Origin of the sequence: Aurantimonas sp. C2-5-R2 (genome assembly GCF_036549495.1) — a bacterium.
Taxonomy (GTDB): Bacteria; Pseudomonadota; Alphaproteobacteria; order Rhizobiales; family Rhizobiaceae; genus Aurantimonas; species Aurantimonas coralicida_A.
The window spans coordinates 1-15,560 of the sequence record NZ_JAZHLJ010000004.1 but is presented as its reverse complement, the minus strand read 5'-3'; the positions used below and the strand labels follow the sequence as shown (position 1 = coordinate 15,560).

Sequence of the window (15,560 nt, the reverse complement as noted above, 5' to 3'; positions counted from 1 at the left end):
GGCGCGCATGGTCTCGATAGCCGAGCCCAACGAGGACGACGGCGGCGGTGTCGGGCCGAAGGGGCAGCGCCGCGAGGCGATCCTGCGCAAACGGCTGCGGCGGCTGCCGCTGATCCGACGCGTCCTCTATCAGGCGCGGCGACTGCTCGGCCATACGATCTTTTCCTCGCTGACGCGGCGCATCGTCTTCCTCAACCTCGTGGCGCTGATCGTCCTCGTCTCGGGCATCCTCTATCTCAACCAGTTCCGGGCCGGGCTCATCGACGCGCGCGTCGAAAGCCTTCTGACCCAAGGCGAAATCATCGCCAGCGCCATCGCGTCATCGGCGACGGTCGAGACCAACTCGATCACCCTCGATCCGGAGCGCCTCCTGGAACTGCAGGCCGGCGACACGCTGGCCCCAAGCGCCGACATCACCGACAGCCTGGAGTTTCCGATCAATCCGGAGCGCGTCGCGCCATTGCTGCGCCGGCTGATCTCGCCGACCCGCACGCGGGCGCGGCTCTATGACCGCGACGCCAATCTGATCCTCGATTCGCGGCATCTTTATTCGCGCGGCCAGATCCTGCGCTACAATCTGCCGCCCGTGGCCGAGGAGGAGCCGGCCTTCGTCGACGCGGCGGTCAACTGGTTCCGTCATCTGTTCCAGCGCAGCGACCTGCCGATCTATCGCGAGACGCCGGGCGGATCGGGCGCCGCCTATCCGGAGGTGATGAACGCGCTGACCGGCGGCCCGGCCACGGTCGTACGGGCCACCGAGAGCGCCGAACTCATCGTCTCGGTGGCGGTGCCGATCCAGCGCTTCCGTGCCGTGCTCGGGGTGCTGCTCCTGTCGACCCAGGGCGGCGACATCGACAAGATCGTCCAGGCGGAGCGCATGGCGATCGTCCGGGTTTTCGCCGTCGCCGCGATCGTGACCATCGTCCTGTCGATCCTGCTCGCCTCGACTATCGCGACGCCGCTGCGGCGCCTCTCGGCGGCGGCGATCCGGGTTCGGCGCGGCGTCGACGAGCGGGCGGCGATCCCCGATTTCGGCGATCGCGCCGACGAGGTCGGCAATCTCGCGACCGCTCTTCGCGACATGACCAATGCGCTCTATGCGCGTATGGACGCGATCGAATCCTTCGCCGCCGACGTGTCCCACGAACTGAAAAATCCGCTGACCTCGCTGCGCAGCGCGGTGGAGACGCTGCCGCTGGCCCGCACCGAAACCTCCAAGAAGCGCCTGCTCGAGATCATCCAGCACGACGTCCGGCGGCTCGACCGGCTGATCACCGACATCGCCGACGCCTCGCGCCTTGACGCCGAACTTGCCCGACAGATCGCCCAGAAGGTCGATCTGGCCGCGCTTTTACGCTCTGTAGTCGATGGCGCCCGCGGCAATTCGCGGGCGCGCCGTGATGTGAAGATCACCTTCGAGAAGCAACGATTGCCCGCTTCGATGAAGCGTGGCTATGTCGTTACCGGGCATGATCTGCGGCTCGGCCAAGTGTTCACCAACCTGATCGAGAACGCCCGATCCTTCGTCCCGGAGACCAACGGCCGGATCGATGTCCTCTTGCGTAGGCGCGGCCAGCGCGTCGTCGTCACGATCGAGGACAACGGACCGGGCATCCAGGCCGAGATCATCGACCGCATTTTCGAGCGCTTCTACACCGACCGTCCGGCCGAGGAAGATTTCGGACAGAACTCCGGCCTCGGCCTGTCGATCAGCCGGCAGATCGTCGAGGCCCATGGCGGCACGCTGCGGGCGGAAAACATCGAGGACGGGGACGCGCCGAATGGTGTCGCCGGCGCCCGCTTCACCGTCTCGTTGCCGGCCGAATGAGCCAGTCCGCCAATCTGCACGGCTGCGCGATCGCGATCGGCGGTCTGGGTGTCCTGGTTCGCGGCCCGGCGCGCAGCGGCAAGTCGGCGCTCTGCCTGTCCGCCTTGCGGCGCGGCGCTTCGCTCGGCCTTCCCGCCCGCCTCGTGGCCGATGACCGGGTCGTCGTAACGCGAAGCGACGCCGGCATTGTCCTGAGCGCTCCGGCCAATCTGCGCGGGCTGATCGAGGTTTCGGGAATCGGCATCCTGCGCGAGGAAACTGTGGCTTCCGCCGACCTCGGCCTCGTCGTCGATTTGTGCGATCCGACGGCGATCGAGCGCCTGCCGGAGAACGGCACGATCACGATTCTCGATGTCAGCGTGCGCCATGCCCGCCTGCCCGCGCGCGCTGCTGCCTTCGGCGCCGACATCCTCGTCTCCCTTGTCATGTCGCCCTTGGTCGACGGTCGATGACGTTCATCGATCGATTCCTGCGGGTATGCGCTATCATTTGACTTGCGCATCGACGGCAGGATGACAAGATGCGCCCGCTACTGACCGGAGGCTGATGCGCCTGCCGTCGCCAGGCCATGGCGACCGGTGAGACCGGTCGCCGATTTTAGGGAGTTCATCAAATGTCGGGCCAGGCAATCCAAGCGTTGCGCGCATGATCGGGTTGGTACTCGTGACTCACGGCCGGCTCGCCGACGAATTTCGGCACGCGGTGGAACATGTGGTCGGTCCGCAGGACGCCTTCGAGACGATCTCGATCGGCCCCGAGGACGACATGGAGCAGCGCCGCGTCGACATCGTCGAGGCCGTCGCCCGCGCCGAACGGGGTGACGGGGTGATCATCCTCACCGACATGTTCGGCGGAACGCCTTCTAATCTCGCCATTTCGGTGATGGATGGCACCCATGTCGACGTGCTCGCGGGGGTGAACCTGCCGATGCTGATCAAACTGGCGAGCGTGCGGGAGGAAAAGCCGCTTGCCGAGGCGCTCGTCGCCGCACAGGAAGCCGGCCGCAAATACATCAATGTCGCCAGCCGCGTCCTCAGCGGAAAATGATGACGCGACGCCTCGACAATTCTGACCCTCATGAAAAACCAAAGACGGTGACCGGGGCGGAAGTCCCGTCTGTCGCGGTCGCGCCGCCCCGCGGCAAGGGCGCCGACGGGCCGCCGCCGCCGCGCAGCCTGACAATCGTCAACCGGCGTGGTCTGCACGCCCGCGCCTCCGCCCGCTTCGTCCAGACCGCCGAGGCCTTCGACGCCGAATTGACGATCTCGCGCGATGGCCTGACCGTGGGCGGTCAGTCGATCATGGGCCTGATGATGCTGGCGGCCAGCCAGGGAACGGTCATCGAGGTAGCGGCGCGGGGAGCGGACGCCGAAGCCGCGCTCGATGCGATCGAAGCGCTTGTCGCTGATCGCTTCGGCGAGTCCGCCTGAACGGCGGACCGCATCGCTTAATCAGCCGAGCCGGGACGGTCGGCTGCATTGCCGTCGTCCGCGTCGGGCGCTCCTTCAGCCGTCCCGTCCGGAGAAACGGAAGGCGATCCCGGCGACGCGGAATCCGACGCCTTCACATCGGGCTGCTCCGCGTCGGCATCGGGGGCACCATCAGCGGACGAATCGGAGATGATCAACCCCCACAGATCGTCGGTCGCCTTGCGCGCCCGCTCCATCGGCAACACGATCCGGCCCTCGCTCACCGCCGCCGTCAAATTGTCGCGCAGGCCGGCGGCGATCCGGTCGCCCCCGGCGGCGGCGATCGACGCCCAGCCATAGGCACGCATCAGGTTACGCGGCATCGTCGCGCCTTCGTAATAAGCAAACGCCAGGCGACGGATCGTCGACCAATCATGCGCCTCGAACGCGCCGACCTCGATCTGGCGCTGCGATTCGCCGATCTTGGTCCGCCGCCAGCGCTGCAAGGCCTCGTCCTCGGCTACGGCCAGCTCGTCCGGGCTCAGCCGGCGGCGGAGCGCGTCGAGACTGGCGTTTTGGACGGACAGCCGGTCCGCCTTGGCCAGGAGCATCGCGACATAAGCGCCGCGCAATTGCTCCTGGGCGATCGCGACGCCGGGATCGAGCGCCAGTGCACGGGCAAGAAGGCCGATCGCGGCCCGGTTGTCCGAACCGGCCGCGGGCAGAAGGAGCGTCACGCCACGCGCGATATCCTGCGGAACGCCCCGGCCTTCGATCAACGCCTCGGCCGCCGGCAGGACCGCTTCGATCGGTCCGTCGGGGGCGAGCGTGATCGTCGTCGGATCGACGAGCGCGATGAGCTGCGACGTTCCTGCCACAACCGTCGGGTTGAGAGCCAGAATATCCTCAGCGCCCATTGCCCCTTGCGTCAGGCGGGCGAGGTCGAGGGGCGATGCCGGATCAAGCGACACCTCGAGCCGATCCGGCTGGGTCAAAAACGACTGGATCGTCGCCGACCAGCTGCGGGCCATCTCCTGAAGGCGCGGGCTCTGCCCCCCGGGCAGGTCGGAAAATAGCGCCGTCACACCAATTCCGGCCATCATCGAGGCCGTGCCGCGGGCCTGCTCGGCGGTCATGCCCTGCTGCCCGCCGAAGACCTCGTACAGCACCGAAGCGAGACCTGCATCGGCGAAGGCGATCCGGGCCGATCGCAGCTGGCCCGCGAGTTTCGGGCTTCCGCCCGCCTCGGCGTCGTCGAAACCCTCGAGCGGTGCGAGAATATGGAAGCCTTCGAGGTCGGCGGTGATCTCCAACGTGCCGGCACCGTCGATCCGCAGCGACGCGCTCAGATCGTAATCCGCCGCCGCCGCGTCCACGCGGCCGGTCAACGCGACATCCCCCGTCACGATCTCCCGGTCCAGCTTGCGCAAGACGGCGCGTGTCGTGGGATCGAGCGGCAGGACCCGCGTGTCGACGGCAACGTTCTCATACACGGCCTCGTCGCCGGACACGCGGAGTTGGCCAATGCTCGCCTGGAACGCATCGCGGCGAATCTCAAGGTCGGTCACCACCAGCGACCGCGTCACCGGATCGTAGCGGCGCGTCCCATAGGTGATCTCGGCGACACTGCGGCCCGCATAGACGACGAGGTCGAACACATAGGGGGAATAGGGAAGCGCGAAGGCGATGAACCCGTCGGGCCATTTGGTGTCCGCCGTTGCCACCGGCCGCTGCGCCGGAACGATCTGGGCAGCGACGGTCTGGGCCGCGGCGGTCTGGACGCTCGTCACCCCCATAGCGGCCATGGCCGCAGCCAGCACCGCAATCTTCACGCCCATGCGGCCGTCCTCCCCGACGATATCCCAGCGGGCCAAGCTACCGCGAAACGCCGTGCCGTCAAAATGCCGCACCCCATCAAGACATAAGCAAATGTTTATATCCTCTTGCCGCGACGGTCTCCGCCTGCTATGGCGTCGCCGAGAACGCTGGAGCCAGGCTCCGGCACGATATTCTTTTCCAGCACGAATGGACGCCGCATGGCCAACGACTACGTCGTCAAGGATCTCTCGCTCGCGGACTGGGGCCGCAAGGAGATGGACATTGCCGAAACCGAAATGCCAGGCCTGATGGCCTGCCGCGAGGAATTCGGCGCCGACAAGCCGCTCAAGGGCGCGCGGATCACCGGGTCCCTGCACATGACGATCCAGACCGCGGTGCTCATCGAAACGCTTCAGGCGCTCGGAGCCGAGGTGCGCTGGGCGTCCTGCAACATCTTCTCCACCCAGGACCAGGCCGCGGCGGCGATCGCCGCCACCGGCACGCCGGTCTATGCGATCAAGGGCGAAAGCCTCACGGACTACTGGACCTATACCGACAAGATCTTCCAGTGGCCGGACGGCCAGCCCACCAACATGATCCTCGACGACGGCGGCGACGCCACGATGTACATCCTGACCGGCGCGCGCGCCGAGGCCGGCGAGGACGTCCTGTCCAATCCCGGCAACGAGGAAGAGGAGATCCTCTTCGCGCAGATCAAGAAGCGCATGGCCGAGACGCCGGGCTTCTTCGCCCGCCAGCGCGATGCCATCAAGGGCGTCACCGAGGAGACCACCACCGGCGTCAACCGGCTCTACCAGTTGCAGAAGAAGGGGCTGCTGCCGTTTCCGGCGATCAACGTCAACGACAGCGTCACCAAGTCGAAATTCGACAACAAATATGGCTGCAAGGAATCGCTGGTCGACGGCATCCGCCGCGCGACCGACGTGATGATGGCCGGCAAGGTCGCCCTGGTCTGCGGCTATGGCGATGTCGGCAAGGGCTCGGCCGCTTCGCTCCTCGGCGCCGGTGCCCGGGTCAAGGTGACCGAGGTCGATCCGATCTGCGCCCTGCAGGCGGCGATGGACGGCTTCGAGGTCGTGACGCTGCAAGACGCGGCGCCGACGGCCGACATCATCATCACCACGACCGGCAACAAGGATGTCGTGCGCATCGACGACATGCGCGCCATGAAGGACATGGCGATCGTCGGCAATATCGGCCATTTCGACAATGAGATTCAGATCGACGCGCTGCGCAATCTCAAATGGACGAACATCAAGCCACAGGTCGACATGATCACCTTCCCGGACGGCAAGCGGATCCTGCTTCTGTCCGAGGGCCGACTGCTCAATCTCGGCAATGCCACCGGCCATCCGAGCTTCGTCATGTCGGCGTCCTTCACCAACCAGACGCTGGCGCAGATCGAACTCTTCACCAAGAGCGAACAGTACAAGAACGAAGTCTATGTGCTGCCGAAGCATTTGGACGAGAAAGTTGCACGGCTGCATCTCGACAAGCTCGGCGCAAGGTTGAGCGTCCTCTCTGAGGAGCAGGCCGCCTACATCGGCGTGACGCCTCAGGGTCCCTACAAACCCGAGCATTACCGTTACTGACACCGTCGCGTCGTCAGCACATTCAGAAGAGCCGTCGGGATGCAAGCTATCCCGGCGGCTTTTTCTTTTTGGCGGACCCGCTTTCTTCTGGATTGCGTAAGATCTTACAGGAGTTACCATGACCGAATCGCGGCGGTCCGGGGGCGGCTGGCCGGCGTGATCGCGTTTCCTTGAGTCATGTCTCGAAAAAGCGGCGGCAACATACGGGGGCAGACAAGATGATCGAGGGTTTCGGATCCGGGCGCGCGGGCGCTTTCCGGACAAGGAGCGATTCCGATCCCATCGGGCTGGTAGCGAATGACAGAGGGCCGAGCGACGGGGCCATCGCCGCGGCGGCCAGCCTGGCTCTGGGGATCATCCTGACGCCGGTAGTCGCCCGCGCCCAACTGTACACGATCGCCGGCGGCGTCGACGCTATGCTGAGCCCGGTCGATGTGTTGTATCTCGCGCTTCTCGCCATGCTGCTGGGTGCCGCCATGCTGAGCGCGGTCTTCCTGATCCGCCAGCGCGCGGCGATCGCCGCCGAGAACGAAACCTTGCGCGCGAGCCTGGCCGAGAGCCGCGCCGAGGCCGACGCGCGAGCCGCGCTTCTGGCGGCAGGCGCGGAACGGCTCGTCGTCTACGCCGGAGCGGGCGAAGCGGAAGTCTTCGGCATCCTGCCCGGAACCTGCGGAGCGCCAGCGGAGGAAAAGCGCTTTCTCGCCTTCACCGACTGGATGCCGCGGCAGGACGCTGAGAGCCTCGCCGGAGCGATCGGCAGGCTGCGTAGCGACGCCGAAACTTTCCGGCTCGAGATCGACCTGCAGCGCGGCCGCATGATCGAGGCGACGGGCAGCACATTGGGGGGCCTCGCGGTGGTGCGGTTCGTCCTTCTGGAAGGCGTGCGCGAACGGCTTCATGAGCTCGATGTCGCCCACCGCCGCTCGCTCGCGACGATCGAGACGATGCAGAACCTCTTCGATGCCGCGCCGCTGCCGATCTGGCTGCGCGATCAGGACGCCCGTCTGACCTGGATCAACGAGGCCTATGCGCGTGCTGTCGATGCGAGGACGGTTGCCGACAGCCTCGACCGGCAGATCGAATTTCTCAGCGAGCAGGATCGCCGGACGATCGGCGCGCGCCTCAGTGAGGATCGGATCTTCTCCGGCAAGCTGTCGACGGTGGTCGAGGCCGACCGCCGGAACTTCGCCGTCGTCGAGGCGTCGGGTCCGCTCGGCTCGGCCGGAATCGCGATCGACGTGTCGGAAACCGAACAGGTTCGCATGGAGCTGCGCCAGACCATCGACAGCCAGTCCGAGACGCTGGATCAATTGACCACGGCGGTCGCGCGGTTCGACGAAAAAACCCGCCTGACCTACTACAACGCGGCGCTGCAACGGCTGTTCGACCTCACCAACGCCTATCTGGAGTCCGAGCCCGACCATCTTTCGCTGCTCGACAATCTCAGGACACGCGGCATTCTGCCGACGGAAAAGCTGTTCCGCAGCGAAATCCAGGACCAGGATCTCGCCGCCTATCGGGCGACCGAGCCGACGGAGACGCTGTGGCATCTGTCGGACGGGCGTACCCTCAGGGTCATCGCGACACCGCAGCCGCGCGGCGGCGCCACCTGGGTGTTCGAGGACATCACCGAAAAGCTGGAACTGGAAAGCCAGGTCAAGTCGACCGTCCAGCTGCAGCGCGAGACCATCGACTATCTGAGCGAGGCGGTCGCCGTGTTCGGCAGCGACGGACGGCTGCGGCTGTCGAATCCGGCCTTCGCCGAGATGTTCGGCTTCGATCCAGACTATCTCCTGTCGCGGCCCCGCATCCACACCCTGCCGGACCTTGCGACCGTGACGATCCCGGCGGACGGCGACAGCGCGCAAGGCGCGGGATGGCCCTTGTTCAGCCAGGCGGTCACCGCCCTCGACGAGGCCGGGCGCGATACGGAGACCGGCGAACTGACGCTCTCCTCGGGCCACACCATCGCCTATGGCATCGTGCCGCTGCCGAACGGCCAGACCATGCTGACCTTCTCCGACATTTCCGACGCCCGCGAGGCCGAGCGGATGCTGCGCGAAAAGAACGAGGCGCTGGAACAGGCGAACCAGATCAAGAACGATTTCGTCCAGCATGTGAACTACGAGCTGCGCTCGCCGCTGACCAACATCATCGGCTTCTCGGCGTTGCTGCGCTCGCGTGATACCGGTCCGCTCAACGAACGCCAGAACGAGTATCTTGGCTATATCTCGACCTCGACGTCGTCGCTCCTGACGATCGTCAACGACATTCTGGATCTGGCCACGGTCGACGCCGGCATCATGGAACTCGAATTGTCCGAGGTCGACATCGCCGCAACCGTCGAACATGCGGTCGACGGTGTACGCGAGCGCCTCGCGGATGCCGAGGTCACGCTCGATGTCGATCTCAGCCAGGCCGGCGGGACATTTTTCGCCGACGGCCATCGCCTGACCCAGATCCTGTTCAACCTTTTGTCCAACGCGGCGAATTTCGCGCCGTCGGGCTCCGCCGTCGCGCTGACGGCGCGGCGCGAGGCCGGCACGATCTCCTTCGGCGTGACCGACCACGGCCCCGGCATCGCCCCCGACCGCATCGACCGGATGTTCGAGCGCTTCGAGGCCAGCACGGCCGGGGCACGGCAATCGGGCGCCGGCCTCGGGCTGTCGATCGTCAAGAGCTTCGTCGAACTGCACCACGGCACGACGCACATCGATTCAGGCCCCGATCGCGGTACCACCGTCACCTGCACCTTCCCGCTCGATCCCACCTCGCCTGGTGAGATCGGTTCGGAGCAGGCGCGATTCGAGGACGCGGCCGAGTGACCGCCCTAAATGCCCCGCGGATGATCGACGACACGTTCCCCGAATCCCCGCCGCTCGCCGCGATTGCCTGCCTGACGCTGGCCGACGACGCGGCGACGCGGCGTCTCGGCACCGATCTGGCGCTGGCGCTCAGAGCCGGCGACGTCGTCGCTCTCGTCGGCGATCTGGGCGCCGGCAAATCCACCCTGGCGCGGGCGGCGATCCGCACGCTGGCCGACGATCCCGGCCTCGACGTGCCCTCGCCGACCTATACGCTGGTGCAGGCCTACGCGACGACGCCGCCGGTCGCCCATTTCGATCTCTATCGCCTCGCCGGCGACAATGAGCTCGACGAACTCGGCTTCGAGGACAGCGCCCGCGACGGCATCGCCCTCGTCGAATGGCCGCAGAACGCGCCGAGCGCCCTTGCCGCCGCCACGATCGTCGTCGAACTGGCCATGGCGCCGGGCGGCGGACGCATCGCCACGATCAGCGCGATCGAGACCGCCGGCACCCGCATCCGCCGCAGCCTCGCGATCCGCGAATTCCTCGCCGGAGCCGGCCTTGCCGAGGCGCCCCGCCGCCGCTTCACCGGCGATGCCTCGACGCGCCGCTACGAGACCGTCGAGGCCAATAGTGAAACGCTGGTCCTGATGGACGCGCAGCGCCAGCCGGACGGGCCGCCGGTCCAGAACGGCCTCTCCTACAGCCGCATCGCCCATCTCGCCGAAGACGTCCCCCCCTTCGTCGCGGTCGCGCAATGCCTGTCGGCTGCCGGTTTCGCCGCCCCGGCGATCCGCAAGGCCGATCTCGACAACGGCTTCTTGCTGATCGACCATCTGGGCTCGGACACGCTGCTCGACGATGCCGGCCGGCCGGTGCCCGAGCGCTACGAGGCGGCGATCGCCTGCCTCGCCGAGTTGCACGCCACGCCCTGGCCGCGCGAGATGCCGGTCGCGGATGGGTTCGTCCACCCCATGCCCGCCTATGATCGCGGCGCCCTCGAGATCGAGGTCGAGCTGATCGTCGACTGGTATCTGCCGCGCGCCAAGGGCCGCCCCGCCACGGACAACGAGCGGGCGTCCTTCGCCGATATCTGGAACGGCCTGTTCGACGCCCTCGCCACCGCCGAGACCAGCCTCACCTTGCGCGACTTCCACTCGCCCAACATCATCTGGCGCCCCGGCGAATCCGGCCGCCAGCGCATCGGGCTGATCGATTTCCAGGACGCCGTCATCGGCCCCTCCGCCTACGACGTCGCCTCGCTCAGCCAGGATGCGCGCGTCGATATCCCGGCGGAACTGGAAGCCCGGCTGGTCGCCCACTACGTCGCGCTGCGCCAGGCGGAGGGCGGCTTCGACGCGGACGGTTTTCAGCGCGCCTACGCCATCATGGCGGCGCAGCGGGCGTCGAAAATCCTCGGCATTTTCGTCCGCCTGCTGGAACGGGACGCCAAGCCGCAATATCTGCGTCACATACCGCGGATAAAGGCCTATCTTCGGCGCACGCTCGGCCATCCCGCTTTGGCCGCGCTCCGCGCCCTTTACCAGGACTGGGGCGTCCTCGACGACGACGCGCCCCAGCCCATCAGACCCTCGGATAATAGCCCATGATCGAAAAACCCGCCGCCGCCTTCAAGCCAACCACCGCGATGGTGCTTGCCGCCGGCCTCGGCAAACGGATGCGCCCGATCACCTCGACCATCCCGAAGCCGCTGGTGGAAATTCGTGGGAAGGCGCTGATCGATTACGGCCTCGACGCCCTGGCCCGCAACGGCGTCAAGAAGGTCGTCGTCAACGTCCATTACCTGCCGGACCTGATGCGCGCCCATTTGCGCAAGCGCAAGGACATGGAGATCGTCATCTCCGACGAGCGCGACGAACTGCTGGATTCGGGCGGCGGCCTGGTCAAGGCGTTGCCGGAGCTTGGCACCGAGCCGTTCTACGTGATCAATTCCGACACCTTCTGGATCGACGGCTACCGCGACAATCTCGACCTTCTGGCGAGCTTGTGGGACCCCGCCCGCATGGACGTGTCGCTGCTGATCGCCGACATGCGCCAGGCGACTGGCTATGACGGGCCCGGCGATTTCGTCATGGACGCCGAGGGGCGGCTCACCCGCGTCGAGGAGCGCGACATGTCGCCCTTCATCTATGCCGGCGCGGCGATCCTCAAGCCGGAGGTATTCGCCGGCATGAAGGAAGAGAAATTCTCGCTCAACCGCATTTTCGACAATGCCGTCGAAGCCGACCGCCTGTTCGGCGTCAGGCTCGGCGGCCTGTGGATCACCGTCGGCACCCCCGCCGCGATTCCACTCGCCGAAGCCGCGTTCGTCGCCAGCGCCGCCGCGTAGGGGGTGGGGAAGACGCCTTTGCGCCCATCATGGTCGTTGCGGACCTGGTTTCCTGATCCCGGAACCTGCCGTTCTTACGCGTCGGGGGCGACGATATCGGCTCCGTCAATCTCCTCCACGCCTGCGGGCAGAAGAAGCTGCTCCAGCCAGCCGATGGCATTGCCCCGCTCGGTGCAGTAAGCGAAGAACGCCCGCTGCTTGGCACGGGTAAAAGCGACGAAAAATGAATTGAGTTCTTCGCCGCGATTTGGCGACAGGCTCCACCATGTCTGGGCATCGAGCCCGAAAAAGATCATGGTGTGGAATTCAAGGCCCTTGCTCTTGTGGATCGTCATGAGCGGGACCTGATCCTTGCCTTCGAAGCGATCAAGAATGCCACTCCAATCTGCAGCGTTCTCGACACATTCTCGCAAAAGGACCTGGAAGCCGTTGCGCACGCGCTGAAAATCAGCGTCGCGCCGATATTCGGGGTAGGCCTGACGCAGACGCTCTACCCCGGTGAAATCCAGGGCCTGCGCGAACAATCGGTCGGCTACTGCCGGATCAGGCGGCTCGTCACGCATTGTCTGTCGAAGGTTCCTGGAGAACTCTCCGATCTCGCGCTGCAAACGCTCCTGGCCGGTCTCATCTTCTGGACTGGTGCCCGCCAAAGTTTGCAAGCGTTCCTGCGTAGCGTTCCAGGCGTCTGGGTCGCGCGCACTTGCGCCAAGCCGGAACAGAGGAAGAAGGACTTCCGTAAGAGGCTCGGCTAACAAGTCCTGGATGGCGATCTCGCCGACGTTCCTGGCAAGATTTCGCAGTGTCAGGCCGTTGTCGCGAAGAACGGGCGCAAGTTCGTCTTCAACGTTGTTCGCCCGCATGCGCACAAGGATGGCGACGTCGTGCGGGGCAATGCGGCCCTCATCGACTTCGCTTCTGATCCATCGCGCTATCTGAGCGGCTTCCTGCTCGCGGCTGTCGAACCGCCAGATGGCCGCCGTCTCGCCATCGACCGCCAACTCACCGCGTGCCTCGACTTCCTCAACGTCGGGATCGATCTGCCGTGCTATGACATGTTGGACGGCAACAAGAGCCTCGTGTGATCTCCAATTCCTGAGAAGCGCATGGCGAACGGCATTGAAGTCGGCGGTGAACTCGTCAAACGCGTCATCCATTGCGCCCGCCCAACCCATAATCTTCTGCTTGTCGTCTCCGACAGCCGTAAAGACAGAATTGCTATCTCTGAACGCGGCATTCACGAGACTGTATTGCGCATAGGTCGTGTCCTGGAACTCATCGAGAAAAACAAAGGGATAGGTTAGACGTAGAGCGCGCTTGATCCTTGGATTTGAGCGCAGCATGTACTCAACGAGGCGGTTAATCATCGCAAAGGAAACCAGCGCGCCGTCCGGCATGGCGTACTGGTCATCCCAGTAAGCCCGAAGCAGCTCTCGTGCGCGCGGATTCTCAACGGTTTCTTCAAGCGGCAGTGCCGTGCGGGCAGTCACCCTTTCAAAGCGGTCCGCGCCGACATCCGGGCGACCATGCCTGCGTAGGAATAAGTCTATGTCCTGTCTTGAGGGAAAGGCGATGCAGTAATCAGCTGGCGGTCGGTAGGCATCGGGGATCGCGAGGCGAAAATGATCCAGCATGTGCTTCGTGAACGCATCGAAAGTCATCGAGTGAAACCTGCGGGCCTGGTCCGCAGTGCAGCGTTGGCGAACCCGCGCTGCAAGGTTTCGTGCGGCATCGCGTTTAAAGCTGATCGCAAGGATGCGCTTTGGCTCCTGACAAAGACCGGTCTGCAGGAGGTAGGCGGCTTTCTGCGCCAGAAATTCTGTCTTGCCCGCTCCTGCGCCAGCGGTAACGCAAACGCTCTGTGCGGTCTCGCGAAGAGCATCCCAGGCTCGCGGCTCAAGGTCATCGACACCTTGCGGTCGCCAATCTTCCGGTGCGACTGGCATCAGTCTTCATCCGGCTCGGGAAACAGAATGTCTCTCACATGATCGATCAGGGCGCGCGGTTCCGGTGGTGCGCGGCGGGCGAGGTTTCGAGGAGTGATCCTGCTAAGAGTCCGTTTCGAAACTCACTGCGGCGGGTTCAAAGGCCCCTCGGATGGTCGCTCCGCAATGACATGATACCCGATTTCCGCGGGTTTGGGCGTCCCGGGTGAACCATGGAGGCTGGTCTTGGCAGGGTTTCGAAACGGCCTCTAAGAGTCCGTTTCGAAACTCACGGCGGCGGGTTCAAAGGCCCCTCGGATGGTCGCTCCGCAATGACATGATACCCGATTTCCGCGGGTTTGGGCGTCCCGGGTGAACCATGGAGGCTGGTCTTGGCAGGGTTTCGAAACGGCCTCTAAGTGCGGCGAGATGAGTTTCCGGCTTGCTACGGCTGAGGAAAAGATATGGATACCAGGCGAAGCTATCGTCCCATTTGTCACCGTCGTAGATATCGGGATTCCCATTGGTTTTGAGAACGACGTGCTTTTTCTCGACAATCGCCTCCGCGGTTGTCCTGGGACCTCGTCCGCCCGGATTTGGGTGCTGGTAGGCAGCAGGAAACGCCTCCAACATCGCGAAATCCAGGTCGATGGGGTCGGAAAAGAAGACGGCTTCATGCCTGAGGGCCTGAAGCCAGTCATTATCCTCCCAGTTGTCGAGAACATCCTCATCGGCCAGATCTTCGAGATCGTCGAGATTGATCGTGCCATCAACGACGTGGGGATTTGCGGTCAGGTCGCGGTCCACCTGTTCGAGAGCAGCGAACGCGGTTCGGATCATGTTGGCTCCGCCATGGGCGCGGCCAAGATCAAAATCCAGCAGCGTGGCGTGGGGAATGCCGAGATCGGTGAGCAGTCTCCAGAAGTGCGAGACATAGCGTCCGCCCAGGGGCACTACCGGCACAAATGACGGATCAAGCGGCACGCCTTTGGCTTCAGCAAGCCGGGGCACAACGATCCGCTCCGAGTCCCCCTCCGCCAGAATCACGAAGCGTGCAAAATAGAGCTCCGGGTAGGATCGGACTGCGAGGCGCACATAGGTGCTCGCTTCGGTATCGTCTCCAGGCAAAGTAAGCGGCCTGACGGAGGCGCGGCGTGTCTGCCGGTCAAGTCGGAAGTAGCGGACTTCGTCCGCCTCGATGCGGGAGAGGATGCTCGCGCTATGGCTTGAGATGAGTGCCTGCGCCGTGCCCATTTCGCCGATCTCTCGCGCCTGAGTCACGATCCGGGACAGGAAGAATGGGGAAAGGCTGTTTTCGGGCTCCTCAATCGCGAGAATTGTCAGATGTGTGCGCCGCAGCTTTCCCTGATCGAACGGGCTCTCCGCGGCAACGAGCGCAAGCGCAGCCTGTTCGGTCTCCAGTGTCGCCGCTGTCAGCGCGATATGGAAAAGCGAGCGCTGACCGTCGCTGAGATCGGCGAGGCTTCGGTTGCGACCGGCCTCGTCAGGATGGAATACGAATTCTGCGCGCCGCACAAGCTCTTCGATCCTGCTCTCGATCAGGTGAAGATTGGGGGTCGTATCCGTGTCGCCTTCGTAAACCTGCTGCCACCTGTGCGTCAGACGCTCAATGATGAAGTTTGCCGGGGCCTCCTCATCGAACTGATTCTGAATAAGCTCGGCCCCTCCCATCGCGCGAGCGCCAAGATCAACCGACCAGAGCGCCCGGAGCGTGTCAACGAATGTGAGACAGCCGGAGCGATAGATTAAGCTTGGAGTTGGAGCTTGTTGTTGGGCGGATTGATCCAGACGG

The 15,560-nt window shown here is 64.8% G+C and carries 11 protein-coding genes; 8 read left to right on the top strand and 3 right to left on the bottom strand.

Annotated elements, in window-relative coordinates; all coding sequences use genetic code 11:
• Positions 1 to 7 precede the first annotated feature (7 nt).
• The 4 genes from VQ044_RS02895 (at position 8) to VQ044_RS02880 (ending at position 3,258) form a co-directional block, all read left to right on the top strand.
• Positions 8 to 1,828 (top strand): sensor histidine kinase, encoded by a 1,821-nt coding sequence (locus tag VQ044_RS02895; protein ID WP_327623602.1) that lies wholly within the window; start codon positions 8 to 10, stop codon positions 1,826 to 1,828.
• The gene (locus VQ044_RS02890; RefSeq protein WP_327623601.1) at positions 1,825 to 2,280 is read left to right on the top strand and encodes an HPr kinase/phosphorylase; all 456 of its coding nucleotides are present in this window, start codon (positions 1,825 to 1,827) and stop codon (positions 2,278 to 2,280) included. The genes VQ044_RS02895 and VQ044_RS02890 overlap by 4 nt, the downstream gene beginning before the upstream one ends.
• Positions 2,281 to 2,473: 193 nt before the next feature.
• Positions 2,474 to 2,875, top strand: coding sequence for a PTS sugar transporter subunit IIA (locus tag VQ044_RS02885; RefSeq protein ID WP_253962784.1), 402 nt, complete (start codon positions 2,474 to 2,476; stop codon positions 2,873 to 2,875).
• Complete coding sequence (locus tag VQ044_RS02880) at positions 2,875 to 3,258, top strand: HPr family phosphocarrier protein (protein ID WP_442872848.1); 384 nt, start codon at positions 2,875 to 2,877, stop codon at positions 3,256 to 3,258. Before VQ044_RS02885 ends, VQ044_RS02880 begins: the two co-directional genes overlap by 1 nt.
• A gap of 17 nt (positions 3,259 to 3,275) precedes the next feature.
• Here the strand turns inward: VQ044_RS02880 and VQ044_RS02875 are convergent, their stop codons facing one another.
• A complete protein-coding gene (locus VQ044_RS02875) occupies positions 3,276 to 5,075 on the bottom strand; it encodes a hypothetical protein (RefSeq protein WP_327645155.1) in 1,800 nt (599 codons plus the stop codon).
• Between the two features lie 198 nt (positions 5,076 to 5,273).
• On the opposite strand from VQ044_RS02875, the gene ahcY reads away from it, so the two are divergent.
• The 4 genes from ahcY (at position 5,274) to VQ044_RS02855 (ending at position 11,825) form a co-directional block, all read left to right on the top strand.
• Positions 5,274 to 6,668: an adenosylhomocysteinase gene (ahcY, locus tag VQ044_RS02870; protein ID WP_327623599.1), complete on the top strand. Its 1,395-nt coding sequence runs from the start codon at positions 5,274 to 5,276 to the stop codon at positions 6,666 to 6,668.
• Between the two features lie 218 nt (positions 6,669 to 6,886).
• Positions 6,887 to 9,493, top strand: a complete 2,607-nt coding sequence (locus tag VQ044_RS02865; RefSeq protein ID WP_327645154.1) for a PAS domain-containing sensor histidine kinase — start codon at positions 6,887 to 6,889, stop codon at positions 9,491 to 9,493.
• Positions 9,494 to 9,513: 20 nt separating this feature from the next.
• Positions 9,514 to 11,085 carry a tRNA (adenosine(37)-N6)-threonylcarbamoyltransferase complex ATPase subunit type 1 TsaE gene (gene tsaE / locus VQ044_RS02860; protein ID WP_327645273.1) on the top strand — a complete coding sequence of 524 codons (1,572 nt, stop codon included), beginning with the start codon at positions 9,514 to 9,516 and terminating at the stop codon, positions 11,083 to 11,085.
• Positions 11,082 to 11,825, top strand: coding sequence for a nucleotidyltransferase family protein (locus tag VQ044_RS02855; protein ID WP_327645153.1), 744 nt, complete (start codon positions 11,082 to 11,084; stop codon positions 11,823 to 11,825). The genes tsaE and VQ044_RS02855 overlap by 4 nt, the downstream gene beginning before the upstream one ends.
• A 74-nt stretch (positions 11,826 to 11,899) precedes the next feature.
• On the opposite strand, the gene VQ044_RS02850 is transcribed toward VQ044_RS02855, so the two are convergent.
• On the bottom strand, positions 11,900 to 13,768 hold the full coding sequence (locus VQ044_RS02850; RefSeq protein ID WP_327645152.1) for an ATP-dependent helicase: 1,869 nt from the start codon (positions 13,766 to 13,768) through the stop codon (positions 11,900 to 11,902).
• A 282-nt stretch (positions 13,769 to 14,050) separates the two neighbouring features.
• Positions 14,051 to 15,560, bottom strand: a 1,510-nt coding sequence (locus VQ044_RS02845) for an ATP-dependent nuclease (RefSeq protein WP_331827607.1), incomplete at its 5' end; no start/stop codon positions are given.